The following is a 20,649-nucleotide window of genomic DNA, read 5'->3' on the forward strand; positions in this document are numbered from 1 at the left end:
CAACAGCTTACGCCAAGCACGAAGGCCCCAGCGGCTCAAAACTTTTGTACTGCAACGAAAACTCCCGATGGCCCAACTTTTCCGGACAGCTGGGTGTACCTCCCGCAACGGCTAGGACCTGTTCGACGATCTCATTGCCGACCTCTTCAGCCGTTACCCCTTCGGTAAGTATTCGCCCCGCATTTATGTCCATGTCTTCGCGCATCCGCGCATACGTTTCGGGGTTCGCACAGATCTTGATGACCGGTGAAATGGCCGATCCGGCCACGGATCCACGACCCGTAGTAAATAACACAATATGTGCACCGGAAGCAATGAGTTCATTCATTTCCGCAATGTCGGTGGGATTTGGAAAACCGAAACGCGGTTCCCCGTCCGGGACGATGTCCATCAGATACAGACCCGGTGCGGGCGGGATATCCGCCGGCTTGATCAGTCCGCGGATCGGTGCGGTCCCACTCTTTACGTACGCGCCCATCGACTTTTCTTCCAACGTGGTCAACCCGCCTTCGGCATTACCCGGCGCAAAGCTGCCGTGCCCCATCGTCGCGTAATAACGCGCTGCCTTGACAATGGTCTTTTCCAATTCATCAGCCAATTCCGGTGTGGTGGCCCGTGCGGCTACCAGCCGCTCCAAACCGATCATCTCGCCCGTATTCTCAAATATCGTCGTACATCCCATCCGATGAAGCCGATCGAATGCCCAACCGGCCGCCGGATTAGCGGTAATGCCACTGGTGGCATCGCTTCCCCCCGAGACGATTCCGACCGTGAGTTCCTGAGGCTGCAGGGAGACACGCGGTACCGCATCGAGCTTCAGAAGGGTTTCGGAAATAAATGTACGGCCACGTGCGACGGCCGCACTCGTTCCCCCTGCCTGCTGGATGACCACCAACTCCACAGGGCGCCCGCTGGCCTCAATGGTTTCCAGCAGCCGGCGGCGGTTGAAGCTTTCGCAACCCAGCGACACCAACAGCACGCCCCCGACATTCGGATGTGTGCACAATGCCCGCATCATCCGGTCAGCATAGGCATTGGGATAGCAGCCACTGAACCCGATCACCTGAACCGGATCATCGGGGTAACCGGATGCAATCACACTGCACACATGATGCGCGCACTCCACCAGGTAGGCAACCAATATCACGTTGCGGATACCTTTCCGCCCATCGGTACGCAGGTAGCCCAGTATCGGGGCAGCTTCACTATTTGGCAATGTATTCATCAGTCAACGTATAGGTGGGAAGATAATCACTTTTCAGGTTATGCAGGTGCACATGTGTACCCATGGGGATATCTTCGGTCGCCGAACCAATCGGGACGCCAAACTTAATTACCTGCTCGCCCTTCCGGATAAAACGCGCGGCCACTTTGTGCCCAAGACCCAGCGGGACCGCCGAAAGTACGGTTTGTCCGTCTATTACCACAGCTTCGCCCGCAGCCAGCGGCTCGCGCAAGACCCGCACGTTGTCTGCGGGATGAATGTGCAACAACTTATCCATGGCTTCCCTCGCTTTCTGCCAGCACGGCATGCGGCGCATTCCGCGGCGGGATACGGCTTCCCCATAGGGCATAGTAAAACATAAACAGGTAAGATGGCAGACAAACCAGGTAGGCCCATTGATAGCCCACCCGTTCTGCCGCGAATCCGTAAACCAGCGGAAGGATCGCGCCACCAATGATCCCCATTACCAGCATGGCGGAGCCGGTTTTGGTGAATCGACCCAGTCCGGTTAAAGCGAGGGGGAAAATGGTCGGCCACAATAACGAGTTGGCCAGTCCCAATCCCCCGACCAGGTAGATGGAAATCGCTGGCGGAACCAACGTAATGGATACCACCGTAGCGACACCCAATAGGCAGCATAGGGCCAGCGCTGTTCGCTGACTCACCAACTTCGGGATAAAGACGATACCGGCCAGGTAGCCGCCCACCATGCCAAAGGTAGTCAGCCACACGTAATGTTCGGGCGAAGGCAACCCCAATACCTTTGCATAGTCGTTGATTGAACCCAACGCCACGATCTCCACCCCCACGTCGAAGAAGATCGCCACTGCCCCCAAAATCGCATGCGGGTACGCCCATATTCCCCTTGTATCGTGACCGTTTGAAGTTTCATCTGCTTCACCCTCGGCATGAATATTCGGCAGTGGCGAACGCAATACCGCCAATCCCAGGAGAAAAAGGGTTACGGCAATGGCATAGAACGGGATAACGGCGTCCGTCAACCGGATCGCAGACAGGTCGAGGAACAAGCCCAGCACCAAGGAAGCTCCAGCCAACGCCAGCTTATCGGCGATGCCCATCGCACTGATGCGGCTCGCGGCGCTTTCGGCAGGCCCAATGATGGTCACGTAGCTGTTGATCGCACCTGTGAGCAGGGTCTGTCCCATTCCGATAATAAATAGCGCTGCCAGGAAGAGCGAAAATTGTCTGACGGTGGCCGAATAACCGATCAGCGCAAACCCTACCGCAATCATGGCGAATGCAACGGTGATTCCCCGGCGGTAGCCCACCCGTTTCAATATCCGTCCCGAAGGCAGCCCAAAAAGGATATAGGCCGAGAAGGTAGCCGTCATGATCAGGTAAGAGGCGGCTGTAGAAACCGTAAAAGCCTCCTGCACGAACGGAATAAAATAGGCATTGATCCCCACGCTGAAGCCCAAGATCACGTACATACTTCCGATAATCAGCAAGGGCAACAAGGGAGTCTTCGCATTAGGTATCATGGCGTACCGGTATTAATAAGTTGCGCAAATGCTCCATCACCAGTGTCTTTACCTGTGCCCCGTAGGCTGGCGTGGCCGCTGTCGCCGTTCGTGTATACCAGACTCCCGGCTCCCATTGCTCCATGGATACCCCTTCCGGACAGAATGCCATCATCATGGCCGTCTCCAGCTTACCGGCATGATCTATGGGATGTTTCTTTTGTATCTCTTCGCTCAGGAACGGATGGATCTGTATCCAGCTGAACGGGTCGTCACCCGCTTCGTGCTGTTCGTAGTAGTCTGCTCCATCCGCATTGCCCCACCAACCCGCACCACGTTCCCGTTCCAGGTAGCTGAAAATCGCCTGCCGCGCGCCCAGCTTGAACGATAGGTCCGTGGGCATCCCGACTGTAAAGTTTTCACTTTGGTGGTGTACCAGCACATGGATGTTGCGGAATCCGATGCGCAGCAGGTTATCGAATAAGTTCTGCGCAAACGGATACAGCAGCTCCGGACCGCTGTGGACACTGCCCTGGCTTACCGGCGCCACCGCAAAGCTGCTGGCACCGTAATAAAACGGCGGAAAAATGACCAGTGGCATCTCCTTTTCCAGTTCGTCCAGCGCCCGGGTAATCACGAGTGTATCGACGCCGGTGCAAAGGTGCTCGCCGTGGTATTCCAACACCCCCAACGCCAGCACAACGGGCGTGTTGTTCGCAATCGCCTCCCGTATTTGGGAAGGAAACATGAATTCGTATCGCATCTACCTTGGTTTATCTACTTCGTTACTAAATCTTCTCCACCCAATTTTCGAGCAGGTACCGGCAATTGAGCACCTTCTCCATCAGGTCGTCAGGCACATAAAAATAATGGTTCGTGGCTTCGAAACCGATGCGCGAATCCGCAGATTGCAGTTCATAAAGGCGACGGGCCAGCTTGATTTCACTCAACAGCAACTCCTTCAGCCGCGATTTCGCCCCCGAGCGATCGGCTACGGTGCCGAGCTGATCGCGGTGCCGGATAAAATCCGCCTGATTGGCCACGCTTCTATACAGGATCGCTACCGCTTCGGCAATACTCAACTCCCGCTCAAATTCCAACCGTTGTTCCTTCGTTAACGTCAGGGATTTCGTTCGTTCATTCAAGGTTACTAACGAACTGTCAAATCCTTCCGCAACCCGATACAACTGGCTGATAAACACCTCTTCGGGATAAATCGATCGCCAGCCTTTTAAATCGTCGTAACCGATGCCTACCATCGTTGAGGAATAGCCTGTAGCCTCTTTCCACAATAGATTGGCCGGGCCTGAATGCACGGGTGCTTGGTAGACCACACCGATGTGGTAGGGAAATTCCCGAAAAGCTTTACTAAATCCATACCAAGCCTCCACCATATCTTCGGCCGCTGCGCCGTAGCGCCTTTTCGCTACCTGTGTCAGGGCGTCACGCACGGAGATATCGGCATCGCTCCCGATCACCGAAACCACCTCCAGATTCGGCGAACCCGGATAGCCGCCGAGCGTCCACCCGGTCAGCAATCCACTCACCTTTTCATCCCGGAGATTGACGATATGCTGTGCCACATTTTCCAGTGCCGGGATATAAGGTACGCCGCCGCACTCCCAGGTCGTGCCGGCCTGTATCTTTGCCAAAATCCGGAGGCCGTGTTCGCGCGCGATGGCCCAGTGCCTTTTCGCCCGTGGACCCGGACCGATTGCGGAAATGGAATATTCACCCACCTTCCCTTCTACGCCCCCTCTATGGGTGGGTAGACTCCATTCGCTGACACACATATACGAAATATTGGAAGGCAACTTCGGAATAATATTTTCAGCCCACCCATCCGGCCAAGCCCAGTCCCACAAGATCAGCTGCGGGCCGGAACCGGTATACGCGCTGTTGGCTTTCCGGTACCTTTCCATTCCCTTCCGGATTCCGCTTTCATAGACGCGGTGGAGTTCCACAATGACGGCTTCTGGCCCCTTCGAAGCGCAACGGGGGCACGTATCCCCTTTAAAATGCGACCAGCAATGCGTGGGGTTTTCGGATGCCGAGATTGTAAAGAAACCAGCCAAATCGGGCACTGCCGACACAATCTGCGCGATTGCATTTTCCAGGTAGTTCTGTACATCGGGATGACTGGTGCATAACGCCGCGTGCTGCCCACTTGTCACGCCTTTAAGCTCCGGATGCTTCTCAAAAAATGGCAATGGTTGACGCCTCGGCTCATTGAGATACAGATAGATACCAATGCCCTGACGCTTACACTTTTCGACCAACTTCTGGAGATTGGCCAATCGTGTTTCCCAGCCCTTACTAACGGAGGGATCCCAGGGAAAAGGCGTCAGATTACTCAGCACAATGTGCATCCAGGTCCCGTCCAATCCCGCAGCTGCCATCCGCTGCAGGTATCCGTCTGGATACGGATCGAGGTCCGTGTCTAGTAGCGGATCTCCAAATAACGTAAAATATCCGTATCCAAACCGGGGTGAAAAGTTTGACATTAGGACTTCTGTGCGGTGTTTAGGCGCGGCCGAAAGGCCCTTAACAAACTGGAATAGTGGTTCTTCCCGGGCTATATGCAACTCCGAAAATTCCTGTTTGACCACTTCCCGAACCCAATTTTCAGCGCTTTTATCGGTCGAAGAAGACCAGGTGAGCACTTCGCAATCGGGCTTCAGATTACCCAATTTCACATTCAGGAAATCGTCTTCCTGAAGCGTAAACTCCATTTGTTCCGCAGTCCAGCCCAACAGCTCTTCGAGTTGCGTTTTCGGAAGCAGGTGCCAATTCCTTCGGATAATCGTCACGTAACTCCGCCTCCATTGCTCATCGGATACCGGCTTCGGCCGACCTAGCCCCATCGCCTGTCCCAGCTTGAGGAGTTGGTTTTCGCTGGCTCCCAGTATCGACGCCATTCGCGCCAGGGGAACCAAGTTCCAATTTCGCCAGACAAATGCGTGCAACCGGCTGGGAAAATGCGGGAATGGAACCGGCGGATGTTGGATAAAACGGAAAGGAAGACGGCCCATTGAAAAGGCGTTGCCACCAAGCAGTACCGGGGAAAGCAGTGCCGCCGCACGGAGGAACCCCCTTCTGGAAACGGATAAATCTATCGGCATGTTTATTAAGTTTACCTGGCTAAATTAGGCACTCCAACAAGAGCAAAAAATGCATTATCCCATTATAAAAATACACTTTTCGATTTATTCCACCTCGCCAACGATGTATTTATACCACCTCAAATAGATTTAACGGAGGTTTTACGTATATTTCATGCATTATTCGATTAGAACAGGCCGACATGAAAGACTTGCAAAGAAAACGAAAAATCCGGGACGGGTTCGAGGGAGAAAAAGTGATCTACATTCCTGAAAAGATCTTGAAAGATGCCAAACAGCGAACACCCGCACTATTTCATTTGTATATCACCCAGATCGGTTATTTTCCAAAAGCAGCGCACCATTACCGGGAAAGAAAAACGGGATGTTCTGAAAATATCCTGATCTACTGTACCTGGGGCAAAGGGTATTGTATACTTGATAATAAGCAATACGAAGTCAACGCAAACCAATTCATATTGATACCGGCCACCGATAGGTACATCTGTTATTGGGCAGATGAATCAACGCCGTGGTCCATCTACTGGTTTCATTACACCAGCGACCAGATCGACGCAATTAATCAATCACTCCATATCACGACTTCTTCTCGCCCAGTTTCAATTCCCGCAAATGAAAACTCCATTCGGATTTGGCATACCATATACAAGACCTTGGAGATGGGGTATAGCCATGAAAACCTGATCAGTGCATCGTTCTCGCTTTTTTATCTGATCGCTACTTTTCTATTCCCCGAGCGGCACGTTGCGGACAAAGATAGCGGAGACATTATTACGAAAACCATTGAAGAAATGCGCGATAACCTACAAAAGAAGCTTACCGTCGAACAGATTGCGTTAAAACATCGGATGTCGGCCTCTCATTTTTCCTCTCTTTTCCGAAAAGCAACCAATATGGCACCCATCGACTATTTCATCCACTTAAAAATGCAAAAAGCCTGTCAACTTCTTTATTTCGGAACCAATCACGTCAAGGAGATTGCCCTGGAGCTTGGCTATGACAATCCTTATTATTTTTCGCGGTTATTCAAAAAACACATCGGAACCTCACCGAAGGAATACCGACAACTGAACCAAGCCGTGGGAGGTCGTGGGACATCCCTTGTCAAAACGTAATCGTCAATCCCCCGTCCACCGTCAGCACCGATCCCGTCATATACGTCGCGTCAGGGCCAGCCAGAAAGAGCGCTACTCCGGCCACTTCCTCGGGACGGCCTGCACGTTTCAGTGGCAAATGATCATATTTTACATAATTATCGTAAAACCATTCTGTTTCCAATTCATTCCGTCCGTTAGGGTCAATCGACATCGGGGTGTTGATGAAACCCGGCGCGATGGTATTGGCAAGTATGCCGTGCGGTGCCAGTTCCAGCGCCAATGAACGCGTGAATTGGGTAATGGCCGCTTTCGCCATTCCATATGCAGAACTCCCCTTTTCGACCCGGCTGTGATGGATGGAAGTGATGTGAATGATGCGTCCACCTGATTTCAGCAACGGAACCAATACCCGGCAGCTCTTAACCGTCCCGTAGAGCATCACCTGTATGGCGTTGTCCCATTCCTCAAACCCCGAATCCACTGCATGCAAATGTTCGGAAATCCCAACACTATTGATCAGCACATCAAAATCCCCATACGTATTCTGCATATGCAGCGCAAACGCCTTCACCTGCGCCTCGCTCCGGATATCCAATTGGAACGTTTCATGATCCGGACCCACCAAACACGCCCTCGCCGCCTCCAATTTTGCGGGATCAGACGATGCGATAATCACCTGATAGCCCTCCCGCGCAAAACGTTCGGCAATCGCTTTTCCGATCCCTGAAGACCCGCCTAATACAACTACTTTTTTTCTTGCCATCCTGTTAGTATGTGGCCCTGCCACCTGATATGTCGTAGATAAAACCTGTTGAAAAACTATTTTCCGGCGAGGCAATAAAGCTGGTCGCGGCGGCTACTTCTTCCACGGTCCCCAACCGGCCCATCGGTATCTTACTTGTCATATAGGCGAGTTGTTCTGGATGGGTATCCGCGTTCATTGCCGTTCGGATCACAGCCGGCGCCAGTCCATTGACGGTGATCCCGGTGGTGGCAAATTCCTTTCCCAGACCTTTGACCAGCCCGATCACCCCCGCCTTTGTGGCCGAATAACCCGACATAAAGGGATTTCCTTCCTTACCGGCTATCGACGCAATGAGGACGATACGCCCGTACCCCTTTTCGGCCATAGGCTTCAGTGCGCACTTAGCCATCAGGAAGGCTCCCCTGAGATTAACCGCGTAGATTCTGTCAAAATCCGCTACGGAATAATCCAAGATCGATGTACGGGTCGGGCCCACGATGCCCGCCGAATTGACCATGACATCGACCCGCCCAAAGCGCTCCATAATGCGTTCAAAACAACCCTTTACCGCTTCTTCGTTTGAAACATCGACGGCCTCCCCCACGACTTCGTGCCCCTCCATCGCCAACGTTTCGACAGCTTCCGCCAGTTTTTCCCGATTAACATCCACGATGGCCAATCGGGCACCTTCCGCGGCCAACCGCTGTGCAATGGCTTTACCCAAACCCTCCCCGCCACCGGAAATCACCGCTACCTGACCTTTGAATCGTTCGCTTATCATCTTACAATGCGGGGGTTTGGTAAACCAAGGTGCCTTTTATTTTAATTTCGGTATCCACGACGTACTTCCGCAACGTGTCCAAGTTAACCGACATTCCCAATCCGGGCGCTTCGGGCACTTCCACGCGCCCCTCGGCATTCAGCGTCATCTTATTTGCCGTGATATCCAGTGCCAGTTGCTTGGGCTCGACGGGATATTCACAAATCACATCTTTTTCGACGCCCGCATACGGTTGCAGTGACGCACTCAAGGCCAGGTGCGAGGTAAACGTGTGGTTGACATAACTAATCCCCTTCCGTACCGCATCGTCGGCGACCCGCTTAGCGGGTGTAATCCCGCCAATTCTCCCGGTATCGATTTGGATAAATTGCAATCCGGCGTAATCCAACATCGCGGCGGCCTGCACATAGCTGTTGCACCCTTCTCCCGCGGCTAAGGGGACGCGGGGTTCGCCATCTGCCAGTTGACAATACGCACCCAGTGCCATATTGGCAAACGGTTCTTCCAGCCAATAGGCATTGACTGCCGAGAGTGTGGCCAGCCGTTCTTTTGCCGATGCTACGTCTTCGCCCCATACGGTGCCGATGTCGACCATGAGGTAGGCATCGGCACCCAAACCTTCCCGTGCGGCGTGGAAATGCGCGGCGTCTTCCGCCACAGACCCCCGGCCGATCGGCCCCCACCCAAACTTAACGGCCCGGTACCCCGAGCCTCCGGACTGCCGGGCCTTTTCGTAGGTTTCTTCCGGTGTATCCCCAAACAATTGGGATGCATAGGGTATTTTGGAAAACGCTTTTTTATAGCCCAACAACCGGTATACCGGTTCATCCAGCTTTTTGCCCAATAGGTCCCAAAGCGCAATGTCGATACCGGACAGGGTGTGATCTGCCTGTAGCAGGTCAAAACTGTTGGCATGTACGTTCCGGGCAATTCTATGGATGTCGGCCGGGTCGTTCAGCTCCATGCCTTCTACCGAATGTTTGACCGGCTTGCACGCGCTGTGGGACATGGGGCACACATAGGCGGCAATCGTGGGCAACGGCGCTGCCTCGCATTCCCCCCAACCTTCCAGGCCACCGGCCCTTACCCGTACCAATACGGCATCCTGACTGCCATCGCCAATATCCAATACTTCGGGCATGCTCAGGTAAAAAAAATCGACTGATTCTATCTTCATGTTTATCGTATTTCCGTTTGTTTTTAACTTATTTCCGTTTGTTGATTTCGTGAGTTGTCCCCGCATGAATCGTAACCACCGTATGAAGGGCTTCCCCGGGTTCCAGCACCGAACACTGCCCCAGCGCTGCGGCTTCGTTCACGCTGACCGGCATCGCCGAAGCCGGTTCCAATATGGCTGTATAATGATTGCGGAACTGTCCGTAGGAGGCAAAATACCACTGGTACGGGAAAACAGCACCGTCATACCGATACGTAAACCGGTGGTTCCCCTCCTTGCTTACCAGGCTCATATTGCTTTCCGGCGAATCATAGAGGTAGAAAAAATCCATCGTGCCATTTTTATCCGGCACCAACGCCGCGTCCACTCCGTCTATCACCGGCCAATTGAATTCATCCTCGTTTCCGAAACGCGAAGATTGCGGATAAACCACACGTGCTTTTGTCGCAGGACTTTCAAGCCGGTCGCCCGGTGCGATACGCAACGCCGCATGCAGTTTCCACAAAAAGTGCCGCCGGCTGTCGGCACGGTTCGCAATCTCGTAAGCCAATTGAATACCGCTGCCTTCCAGAAGGGAAACCGTCTTTGTGTAAAATAGACCACTCTTGGGCAACTGCCCGAACACAGATATGCCATCGTTCGTAAGCGTATACGCCAACCGGGTTGTCCAGAGTTCTCCATGGTCCGGATACTCGATCCCGTCTACAGCCTCGGGTATGTCATTGGGCAGCAATTCGTCAATGCCACCCCAAAAATTGCTATCGTAGTCATCTCCCGCCTTATTTTCTGCTAACTCCAACTCCGCATTGTGCCAAAGAAATTCCTTTTGCAATTTCTTGTTAAACACACTGGTCAATTTACCGCCTAACGCGGGAACCATTTCAAACCGGATGTCGTCGTTTTCACCGGCGAGCACTTCCAGTCCATTCACCTGATGTTTCGAAAATTTCACCATATTATTTTCCTTCATGTGTCCATGCTGCCAGTTCATGTTTCAGCAAGTCGTCCTGCGGATAGCTGAACCCGAGGTGCTGGCGGTAACCTTCGGCATATTCGCAGCCGATCCGGGCACCATTCTTTGCAGAAAACTCCTTCATCATGATGACATACTCATCCACACCGGAAATCTTTTGCAACCAGGCCCGCTGGCTTTTGTGGCAGCACAGCATCGCTTCTTTCGTTGGCATGACCGAGCTGATGTCTATCGCTATATTTGCTATAACTGACTGGCCGAATCGGTCTTTTCCCTGTATCGGATCGGCGTAATACAAATGCGGTACCTGCTGGGTCGGCACCGTTCCCTCGATCCGGATATTCGGAATGGTCGCAGCCATGCAGGCCGTTTGCGCGAGGTGGCTCGTGATTTCGTGGTCGAGCATATAATCCGAGGGGCTGGCCGTAATCACCAGATCCGGGCGTACCTGCCGGAAGAGTTTTGTTACGTTCAGTAAGGTCGGCTTATCATACAAAATGAATACATCTTCGCACTCCACACAGCAGTAACTCCCCTGGATAAGCGCGGCTGCCGCTGCCGCCTCCAGTCTGCGCACGGCACTGATTTCATCCGGCCCCAACGTTGTAGAGCCTGCCTGCCCGGGTGTCATGGTCGCAATCACCACGTTCCAGCCTTGCTGCGCCAGCAAGGCCAACGTACCACCACTTAGGATCTCTGCGTCGTCGGGGTGGGCCATCAAGCATAGTACGGTTTGTTTACTTGTCATATATCAATCTATCGTTTTAACGCTTGGCAACATTTACCACAGCATCACATAAAATCCAATATACACCACGACGATTATGCTCCACCACAGCCATACCGATCGCCACCACGGTGGCCGGATTTCCTGCGGTGGCAGTCGCAATAGTTCAGGCGTCCATAAATACGATCTGATTTCGTTTATATCCCGGGGTTTGCTGTTTAAACTGACCACGATCATCAGGACGGCGCAGAATACCTGCGTAATGCCCCCGGTTACATAAAAATTGGTCAGGCTATATGCAGCTATCGTCTCTTGGGAAAACAGCCAGGGGATCAAAACCAGCTGGATCAACGCCCCCAATGGAATGCCCGCAATCATCACGGTTAACGCAGCCGCGGGTGTTGCCCGTTTCCAAAACATACCCGCTAGAAAGCAGGTAGCTACCGGCACGGCCAGGTAGGTAGATAAGGATTGGAAATAGATGAATATCCCTCCCATATTACCGATTACCGGCGCATAGAGAACGCTGAATACCATCAACCCGAAGGTGCACCACATCCCGACCCGAACCAGCTGCTTATCACTGGCCTGCCGGTTAATCCATTTTCTGTACACATCATACGTAAACAGGGTGGAGATCGAATTCAGGAAAGCCGAAATGGTAGACATGATCGCGGCCAATATACCCACCAATACAAAGCCCTGCATTCCCTTCGGTATGAGGTTGGCAATTAATATCGGGTATACGTCATCCACTTGCTCGGGTGTCACCGCAAACTCGGGATACCCTGTATTCGCGAGCGCTCTAGCAACCATTCCTGGGAATATTTCCAGGAACGGTCGTAATAACACAAATGCCAGCGCAAATACGATGGCCATGCGTACATCCCATTCCGTTTTTGCCCCGAAACCCCGCTGCACCAGCGTTTGATTGATACAGGAGTAGAACAATTGGAGGTTGAACAACGAAAATAGTACGGCATGCCAAGGCACAATGGGGGTATCCATGGGCTGCATCAGGTGAAGACCACCCGGTGCATGGGCCGCGATGTCCTGCCATCCATTTTCCAATTTCGCATATCCCAAGTAAAACAGGACGCCGCCCGCCAGGAACATCAATACGAATTGAAATACGGAAGCGTTGATCATCGACGACATCCCGCCGAATATGGTAAAGACCCCCGACACCAAGCCCAGCACCAAGATACCCTGCCAAAGCGGTATCTCATAGATCACGTCAAAGAGTTTCGCGCCACCATACAAGACAACCGCCAAGCTTAGGAACACATAGCTGAGCAGCAACAGTATCCCAAACACGTTCTGGCTGCGCTTATCAAACCGCTCACCGAGGTATTGCGGCATGGTAACGATGTTATTGCGCAGGTAAAGCGGAAAAAACACGAAGATCAAAGCCGTATAGACCAAAACCGCTATCAAATATGCGTTCACCAGCGGCAAGCCCACGAGGTAGCCCATACCGTTCATACCGATCAGCTGCTCCGAGTTGAGCCCAGTGGCCACGTAGGCCGCACCTATCGCCCACCACGGCAGCAACCCCTTCGAGGTGAAATACTGTGCCGCATCGTCTTTCCTGCCGCGGTTAGACCAAACGCCGATGACGATAATGAAGACAAAGTAACCGACAATGGTGAGGATGTCTAAGGTGCCTGCAGACATACATTAAAACGTTAGCCGGACCGTTACTTTACCGCTGAAATTGGCAACCACAACGCTTTCTGTCTTTTCGTCGTATGTTCCCCCATCAACGTGGACGGGTCGCCTATGGTCGGCATGCGGCAGTCTGATCCGTACCGTATCGGGCTTCCGGTCGCCGGTGCTTTCGACGGTCGCTTCGATGTATCCCTTGGCCACATTCGATTTCGCCTCCACATGCAATGGGCCGAAATAACTCTGCACACCATCCAACACGATCTCCCCGCCATCGGCCATCCAAGCCCGGGGTACCGTCTTAAATATATCCAGCGCGTTCCCGTCTTCCATATAGAGCATCCACCGGGTTTCCATCAAAAACCAACCTTCTTCATGGGTCTTGTGCGGGCTCACCTTATACAGGTGCTCCCAGAACGTATACGTCTCCCGATCTGCCAGCGCAGCAAACGTACTGTAGTATGTTTCGAGAAACGGTTTGGTCATCCCCAGCTTGGCTTGCATCCAGTTGTGTCGACTGTAATAGGGTTGGCTAAAAGCGGCATTTCCCTGATAAAACAGCTCACTGTGATAATCCAGCAGCATCTTCGCCGCCGGTTCATCTGCGTCCAGCACCTCACAGAAAACCAGGTAGAGGGGCCCAAGCATGGCATCCGATACTGTAACGGTACCATGGGACCAAAACGCCTCCGGCTTCATATAGAGTGCCCGCAATCCTACTGTCTCTGTCCAGGGCGGAGCCGTGGGGCACCAGGTGCCATCGCCCAACGGCACGACAGGCGATAACGCCATTACGTTAAAAAACGATTCGCGGATATCCGCTTTCCAGGCTGCTGCTTCCTTGCCTACCCGATCGGCCTCCTGATGGCCGATAGCGGCGAGTACTTCGGCGACCCGGCTCAAACCTATATAGGCGTACCCGTTCAGCATAAACTGGTGGAAATGGTCTTCCGGATCTGCAACTTTCCCGGAAATCATTCCGTATCCCCGGCCCTCCAGCTCGTCTTTCTTATTCTGATTGCGCCATTCGATGAGGTAATCCGCCGATTTAAGCAGCTTCGATGCGGACTGCCGCGCCCATTCCGTATCATTGGTATACCGGAAATATTCGCCCATTGTCCAAAGGGCTGCGCCGGTTTCGACCATATAACCGCCAAAGTTCTGGATGAAGCCATCGTCATGCTGTTTATCCAAAAAATAGGTAAGCGATCGCTTGGCCACGTCCTGCCAGCCCATGGAGTTGTAAAACTGGATAATCGGTGCGCTTTCGGTACCGATGGGAGAATACACACCGATATTCGGCGCCAGTGTGCCCGCGGGGTCTTTGCCAAATGTGATCAAATCCAAGTGCAGCAGACCGGCCTGCAACATTTCTTCTATACGCTTTTCCGGTAGCCGAATCCGCGCAGCTTGGTCGAGCTTCTCCTGCCAGAAAGCTTTGGCTTCCTCATAACGTTGTTGAAAAGACTGGGTTTTCAGTGCGATTGCCCGCTCCTGGGAAACCGGGCTGTGCGGAACCAAAAACTCGAATACCACTTTTTCGTTGGGCTGCAACAGAACCGCTATTTCCTCGTTCGGCAAGGGCTTTCCGTTTAACCGGGAGATGCAAAACACCCTTCCGGAAGCATAGGTTGAAAAGCCGGTGGCGCCGTCAAACGAATAGGCACTTTTATGATGCCATCCCGTTCCGGGGCGCGGTGTTTTGAACCACGCATAACGCGGCACCGCTCCGGTATTTGTGGCTTCCGACCGGAAGTACAGGACGGTCTCTTCCGAGGGATCGAGCTCCTTCTCCCGCCTCTGGGCCAACACTTCCTGCTGCTTTTCGGTAAACATGTGCCCACCGCTGTAACTATCTGCCACTAGAAAGTCGGTTCCGATAGGCGTTTGGGATGAAAACGGTGATTTTTCAAGCGAGACAAAGGAGGTGGATTGATACCGGATGTCATCGTCCTTCAATGTGCTGTGCAATATGGGCATGACTCCCTGTTCAAGCCGGCGGGAAATGTTATCCTCCACGCCTATACCGCGACCTACAGTATACAGGTAATTCACCGGAGCGTTTTCCGTTTCAGGCAATAGTAACGGAGACGAAGAGCGCTTCGGTGAAATGATGTTCGCCTCGCCCCGTGCCGCATCGGGCAGGCAGTCTGCGACCTCAAAAATCCGGAAGTCCCGACTGATACCTAACCAGGTAGGTACCGACATATCGCGCACACGATCTTCGACCGATTCAAAGGAAGTTTCTGCCGATGCCGCTGTCAGACGTTGAATCTTCGTCATGCGTTTCCGGGAAAGAACCTCCTTTTCAATGGCCTCGTAGCTACGTGGGTCGTCCGCCTTGAGTACAACCACCCCATAATCGGGCAAGTAAATCGGATATTCCTCGGTCACATCCCGAAGGAAAAAGGAAAACGAGCCTTTGGAGGCATTCAACGTGACCACCGTGGCATGGCTTCCTGCCGGTTGCTCCACAGCATCCACCGTCAGCTGTATGCGTCCTGCTTTGTTTGAAGAAAAACTGAACTCACTTCCTTTGGCTTTTCCCTGACCTCGGACAACCTTAACCGCCGAAAGACTGCCGTTGGTGGCCTGAAAACTCCCTGAAGCAGGCGTTTCCCTCCATTCCACGGCAACCTCGTGTTTTTTCTGCGCAAAACCTTGGAGGCTCAGCAGGAAACAACCTGTCAAAAAAATAAACTTCATATCAATCATAATTTGGGTTCTGTACTAATTTGGGGTTGGCATCCATTGCCGACTGCGGAATTGGGTAAACATAGTTCTTTTCCGGGAAAAACACCCTTGTCCCCCCGCCCGCTGGCACCGATTTGTACGTCCATTTCCCGTTTTCCAGTTCGATCGACACCGCGTGTAAACGACCATTTAATACGTGTTCCGCTTTCTTCCACCGGATGATGTCATACCACCGTTTGTCTTCCGACGCAAGTTCCACCCGGCGCTCGCGATCTATTACCTTCCGCATCTGCTCCCTATTCAGCCCCTCGTCAACGGGCGGCAAGTCCACCCGTTTCCTCACCAGGTTCACCGCTTCATACACTGAAAGGTCGGGGCCTACGGCTTCATTTTGTGCTTCCGCGTAACCAAGGAGCACTTCTGCGTACCTAAAAATAATAAAATGGGCGCCATTTCCGATATTTCCCAGGTTTGCATATTGCGGATCTACCGCTTTTCTCCAGTAATAGCCCGTGTTGGTCGCTTCGTTATTATCGCTCAAATCGGTCTGATTCTTACTTCCCACACCCCGCTTCATAATGATGGGATACCCCAGCCATTCCGCGCCATCGTAGATAATGTCCGTATAGAACCGCTGTTCACGATCCACATAGGGGTTTTGCGGGTCGTAGCCCGAAGCGGGATCATCGATCGGCAATCCATTGGCCATCAGATAGGTATCGACCAGTTCCTGCGTCGGATTGGAGCCCGCCCATGCCCTGGCAACCCCATTCACAAAGGTAGGCCCGTAGTTTTGAGCACGCGTGTTGGCGAGTGCGGTTCCTCCCAAATGCACCCGATCAAAAATGACCTCGCTGTTGTGGTTGTTTGCTTCCAGAAAGAGGGTACCGTAGTCGGGAAACAGTTCATACACGCCCAGGTTCATGACCTGCTTGTAGCTATCCGCAGCCAACTGCCATTTCGCCTTATCATCGGTAACATTGTAAAGGGGGCTGGCGCTGAAAAGCTCACACCAGGCTTTCAGGGTCAGTGCAGCTCCTTTGGTAATCCTTCCCGAGGGCGCCGTCAACGGCAAATCCCCGGCAATCTGGCTGCATTCGGCCGTGATAAACTGTATCGTTTCTTCAAACGTATTCCGCGCCCTGAAAATTTCTTCGCCTTGCGTATACCGATCCAAGACATCGGTGATGACCGGAACCCCGCCATGATGCAGGGCAAGTAGTGAATAAAAATATGCCCGCAGAAACCGCGCCTCCGCCAAACGGAGAACCTTCCAATCTTCCGGCAAGGTAGATTCACTGACTTTTTGAATGAATACATTACACTTCCGTATGTTGGTGTAATGCCCCCACTGGCTTGGCCCATTGCTTGGCGTGTAGCTCGAGTTGCCATACACGGTCGAGCTGTAGCGCCCCGCTACCCCGTTGACCGAATTGTCGGTAAAATTCTCCAGGGGATCACCGCTTCCAACCGGACTCGGAATCGCGGTATAAATCGCATTCAAAAATAGGTCGGCGTTATCGGTCGTTTCCCAAAGCGTTTCGTCTGCAATCTGGTCTTTCGGAGCCACATCCAGCGTTTCATCGCATGCAGTGAAACAGATGATCACGGTTATCAGCGTACTCCAGGCGACAACCGGTTTAGTTAGATTTACGTGTTTCATGACATTAACTAAAATTAATACACAACGGTTAACCCAAACGACATCACCTTTTGCTGAGGATACGTCCAAGCACTTGTCGGCGCGTACGAATTGTTCGTCCCGATTTCCGGATCATACAGCAGGTCGGTCCAGGTCAATAAATTCTGTCCCGCCACATAGAGGCGCGCGCTCTGCAAACGCATACGCGAAGCCCATGCAGCAGGCAAGGCATACGAGAGCGTAACGGTTTTCAACCGTAAATACGCTGCGTTACCCATCCAGAACGATGAAGTTACCGAATTATTCGTGGTTGGCGAAGGCGTTAGCCTCGGATTAAGAGCATCGGTATTTTCAGGTGTCCAATAGTCAAGGTTATGTTTATAAGGCTTCATCCCGTTCCAGAACGGCATGATAGACGACGGGTGGTAATACCAATTGGTATTTGCCGCCCCTTGAAATAAGGCTTCCAGTGAAAAATTCCTAAACGTCACCGAAGGTGAAAACCCATACAATATTCCCGGTGCCCCCGTAGGATAACCGATCGGAACAAAGTCATTCTCATCTATTTTGCCATTCCCGTCAACATCGTCGTAGCGGATGTCTCCCGGCTGTACAGCCTCCCAAGGTTGCGTTGCAATACCGGGCTTTAACTTTCCGCTTTCGTCAAAATCAGCTTCCTGGAAATACCCCACCGCCCGGTATCCGAATTGCGTCCCCAGCGATCGGCCCGTCAATCGCCGATTCGGATTGTTATAGGTAACGTCCGTTTCGAATACCTGCAACAGTTTGTTTTTTGCGTAGGTGAAATTGCCACCCAGCGATACACTCAGCTCGCTGGACAGCGCACGCGAAGCCCGGAACGAGAATTCGATTCCCCGGTTGCTCATGATGCCCGCATTTTCCTGGCTTAATCCGATTCCGTACTCCACGGGAATGACGACATTGGGATTCAGCAGCATATTTGACCGTCTCTCATAAAAGTAATCGACCTCCAGAGAAAGTTGATCGTTCCAAAGACCGGCTTCCAGTCCGACATCCATCTTTTTTGCCCGTTCCCATGTGATGTTGGGATTGGGTTCCGCCCGCTCATAAACACCCTGTACTGCCGTTCCGTTGAATGCGTAGGCCGTACCAACTACGCCATAGGTGCTCAAGTATTGAAAGGGACTGCCCGCCAATGCCCCAACTTCGCCGTACGACCCCCTTACTTTCAGGTTCGTCAGCCAGTTTACGCGGTCTTTGATAAACTTCTCTTCCGAAATCCGCCAGCCTACTGAAAAGGCCGGAAAGAAACCAAACCGGTTGCCGGGCGCAAAATAATAGCTACCGTCATACCGTCCACTCGCTTCCAACAAATATTTATCGGCATACCCGTACGTAAGCCGGTACACCAATCCGAGTTGTTTCGCCATGCTGGAAGTACCGGCGACTTCCCGATCCACCGGATTTGGGCTTCCCATATCCACCTCGTCGATGATCAGGTTATAGTTTCTTCTGATCACATCGGTACCCCGTGTGGAATTGGTCTTGGATTCAAACGCTACCAACGCGCTGATATCGTTTCGTGAAAACGAGCGGGCGTAGTTAAAACTGGCTTGGTAGGTATATTGCTGATATTTTCTGAAACTTTCGACCAACAACGGTTTCGGATCACCAAATAGGGCATCGGTAATGACATAGGGACGTTGTGTGGTATCTATCGTAGCAACGTGCATGGGAGTCTTCCATAATTTCGAATCCACAAACTCCGGGTCGTAGGCAAACGTGCCCTTAAACGAAAGCCCTTCGATAAACGGGATTTTTTGATCTACGGTAAGTTGGTTAAACTGCGGATTGTTCTTTACTTTTTCATAGCCGGTACCAAAAATTGCCGAGGATACATAGTTGCCGAACATGCCGTTGCTGAAAAATAACGGTCCATAGCCAACCTGGGCGAAGCCCGCCAACTCAAATATCCTTCCGGTCCGTCCCGCTCCGCCCAAATTCTGATCCGACGGAGGATAACGCCTGCTATTGGAGCGCCCGATTATACTCGCCGTAACCTTTGTGGATCGGGTTGCGTCCACTTCGAGGTTGACCGCCCAGTTAAACCGGTCGGTGGTCGTGGTTTTCCACATCCCATCTTGCTTTTGGTACCCGAAGCTTCCATAATAGCGCACCGACTCGGATCCCCCCGACAGTTCAATGCCGTGATTGGTCAACAAGGCATCGCGGGAAACAATGTGATTCCACACGTCGTGGTTTGGATAGGCATCCGGATCCGATCCATCCTTAAATTTCTGCAAGGCATAATCGGAAAACGGTGCCTGCAGTCCCACATTTTCCGCCGCCCGATTTTTCAAAGACGCTTCTTCGTAAGAGCTCAAATAAGCGGGCAATACCGTCGGATTCTGGAATCCGACATAGCCATTGTACGTCAAGGTCGCTTTACCCTGCTTTCCACGCTTGGTCGTGACCAACACCACACCGTTTGCTCCCGCCACACCGTAAGGCGCCACCGCTGCCGCGTCTTTCAGAATCGTAAATGTTTCTATGTTATTGGGGTCCAATTGGGTGAAATCACGGGGTATCCCATCTACCACCAGCAGCGGTTGGCTGTTACCCGTTGACGAAATTCCCCGGATAAAAATATTCGAACCGTCCCTTCCGGGTTCGCCAGACCCTTGTTTCACAATGACACCCGCCACACGGCCGCCCAACGTGTTGCTCAAATTCGCAACGGGCACCGACTGTATGTCGTCGCCTTTGAGGGTGGATACGGCAGCCGTTAACGACGTCTTTTTTTGGGTGCCGTATCCAATTACCACAACCTCTTCAAGGTCTTCCGACGACGGAGCCAATCGGATCACCAGGGGTTGGCGTTCGGTTACTTCAAGGCGGGTTTGATGATAACCCACATACGTAAAAACAAGGGTTGCCGGCAGCGATGTCCGGATGGAAAATGCTCCCGATCGATCGGTCTGTACCGATGACCCGTCCGCTGACTCAACGGTTACGCCCGCGAGTGGTTCACTGGTCACCGAGTCCCTGACGGTTCCCGTTATCGTGTTCGCTTGCTGTGCGGCAGCACTGGCACTGAAGGCCACCCACCAAAACAACGCCATGCACAACTTGATACCCGGAATTTGTTTACCTTTCTTTTTCATAATTTCCACATCATTTTGTTTGGTCATATTTTAATCTGTAAAAGATGAATAATCTCACATTGACCACACCACGCTTCAATCGATTATAATTGGATGAAGCAAAAGTATCCGTCGTCACCCGCGTTTGACACCACCTCATTTGCCATTACCGATACAATATTTACTTATACA

15 protein-coding genes are annotated in these 20,649 nt (G+C 52.4%); 1 reads left to right on the forward strand and 14 read right to left on the reverse strand.

What is annotated here, in order from left to right; all coding sequences use genetic code 11:
• Positions 1 to 7: 7 nt before the first annotated feature.
• Genes ACFQRK_RS08755 through ACFQRK_RS08775 form a run of 5 tightly spaced genes read right to left on the reverse strand, consistent with a single transcriptional unit; the run spans position 8 to position 5,828 of the window.
• On the reverse strand, positions 8 to 1,225 hold the full coding sequence (locus tag ACFQRK_RS08755; RefSeq protein ID WP_379005650.1) for a UxaA family hydrolase: 1,218 nt from the start codon (positions 1,223 to 1,225) through the stop codon (positions 8 to 10).
• Entirely contained in the window at positions 1,206 to 1,502 is a 297-nt protein-coding gene (locus ACFQRK_RS08760) for a UxaA family hydrolase (RefSeq protein ID WP_379005652.1), read from the reverse strand. Before ACFQRK_RS08760 ends, ACFQRK_RS08755 begins: the two co-directional genes overlap by 20 nt.
• Positions 1,495 to 2,727 (reverse strand): MFS transporter, encoded by a 1,233-nt coding sequence (locus tag ACFQRK_RS08765; protein ID WP_379005654.1) that lies wholly within the window; start codon positions 2,725 to 2,727, stop codon positions 1,495 to 1,497. The genes ACFQRK_RS08760 and ACFQRK_RS08765 overlap by 8 nt, the downstream gene beginning before the upstream one ends.
• Positions 2,717 to 3,469, reverse strand: a complete 753-nt coding sequence (locus tag ACFQRK_RS08770) for a creatininase family protein (protein WP_379005656.1) — start codon at positions 3,467 to 3,469, stop codon at positions 2,717 to 2,719. Before ACFQRK_RS08770 ends, ACFQRK_RS08765 begins: the two co-directional genes overlap by 11 nt.
• 25 nt (positions 3,470 to 3,494) lie before the next feature.
• Positions 3,495 to 5,828: a hypothetical protein gene (locus ACFQRK_RS08775; protein WP_379005658.1), complete on the reverse strand. Its 2,334-nt coding sequence runs from the start codon at positions 5,826 to 5,828 to the stop codon at positions 3,495 to 3,497.
• Between the two features lie 182 nt (positions 5,829 to 6,010).
• Between ACFQRK_RS08775 and ACFQRK_RS08780 the strand changes: the two genes are divergently transcribed.
• Complete coding sequence (locus ACFQRK_RS08780) at positions 6,011 to 6,943, forward strand: AraC family transcriptional regulator (RefSeq protein WP_379005660.1); 933 nt, start codon at positions 6,011 to 6,013, stop codon at positions 6,941 to 6,943.
• On the opposite strand, the gene ACFQRK_RS08785 is transcribed toward ACFQRK_RS08780, so the two are convergent.
• From ACFQRK_RS08785 to ACFQRK_RS08825, 9 genes are read right to left on the reverse strand one after another with little or no spacing between them, the layout of a single operon-like run.
• Entirely contained in the window at positions 6,933 to 7,688 is a 756-nt protein-coding gene (locus ACFQRK_RS08785; protein ID WP_379005662.1) for an SDR family NAD(P)-dependent oxidoreductase, read from the reverse strand. The two genes, ACFQRK_RS08780 and ACFQRK_RS08785, sit on opposite strands and share 11 nt — an antisense overlap.
• Positions 7,689 to 7,692: 4 nt before the next feature.
• Positions 7,693 to 8,451: an SDR family NAD(P)-dependent oxidoreductase gene (locus ACFQRK_RS08790; RefSeq protein WP_379005664.1), complete on the reverse strand. Its 759-nt coding sequence runs from the start codon at positions 8,449 to 8,451 to the stop codon at positions 7,693 to 7,695.
• Between the two features lies 1 nt (position 8,452).
• A complete protein-coding gene (locus tag ACFQRK_RS08795; protein WP_379005666.1) occupies positions 8,453 to 9,628 on the reverse strand; it encodes a mandelate racemase/muconate lactonizing enzyme family protein in 1,176 nt (391 codons plus the stop codon).
• Between the two features lie 28 nt (positions 9,629 to 9,656).
• A complete protein-coding gene (locus ACFQRK_RS08800; protein ID WP_379005668.1) occupies positions 9,657 to 10,598 on the reverse strand; it encodes a hypothetical protein in 942 nt (313 codons plus the stop codon).
• Complete coding sequence (locus tag ACFQRK_RS08805) at positions 10,585 to 11,349, reverse strand: PIG-L deacetylase family protein (protein WP_379005670.1); 765 nt, start codon at positions 11,347 to 11,349, stop codon at positions 10,585 to 10,587. Before ACFQRK_RS08805 ends, ACFQRK_RS08800 begins: the two co-directional genes overlap by 14 nt.
• A gap of 33 nt (positions 11,350 to 11,382) precedes the next feature.
• On the reverse strand, positions 11,383 to 13,005 hold the full coding sequence (locus ACFQRK_RS08810) for an SLC5 family protein (RefSeq protein ID WP_379005672.1): 1,623 nt from the start codon (positions 13,003 to 13,005) through the stop codon (positions 11,383 to 11,385).
• Between the two features lie 3 nt (positions 13,006 to 13,008).
• Positions 13,009 to 15,702, reverse strand: a complete 2,694-nt coding sequence (locus ACFQRK_RS08815; protein ID WP_379005673.1) for a hypothetical protein — start codon at positions 15,700 to 15,702, stop codon at positions 13,009 to 13,011.
• Position 15,703: 1 nt separating this feature from the next.
• Positions 15,704 to 17,353, reverse strand: coding sequence for a RagB/SusD family nutrient uptake outer membrane protein (locus tag ACFQRK_RS08820; protein WP_379005675.1), 1,650 nt, complete (start codon positions 17,351 to 17,353; stop codon positions 15,704 to 15,706).
• Positions 17,354 to 17,367: 14 nt separating this feature from the next.
• The gene (locus tag ACFQRK_RS08825; RefSeq protein WP_379005677.1) at positions 17,368 to 20,505 is read right to left on the reverse strand and encodes a SusC/RagA family TonB-linked outer membrane protein; all 3,138 of its coding nucleotides are present in this window, start codon (positions 20,503 to 20,505) and stop codon (positions 17,368 to 17,370) included.
• Positions 20,506 to 20,649: the final 144 nt, after the last annotated feature.

It is taken from the genome of Parapedobacter sp. GCM10030251 (assembly GCF_042666505.1).
Lineage (GTDB): Bacteria > Bacteroidota > Bacteroidia > Sphingobacteriales > Sphingobacteriaceae > Parapedobacter.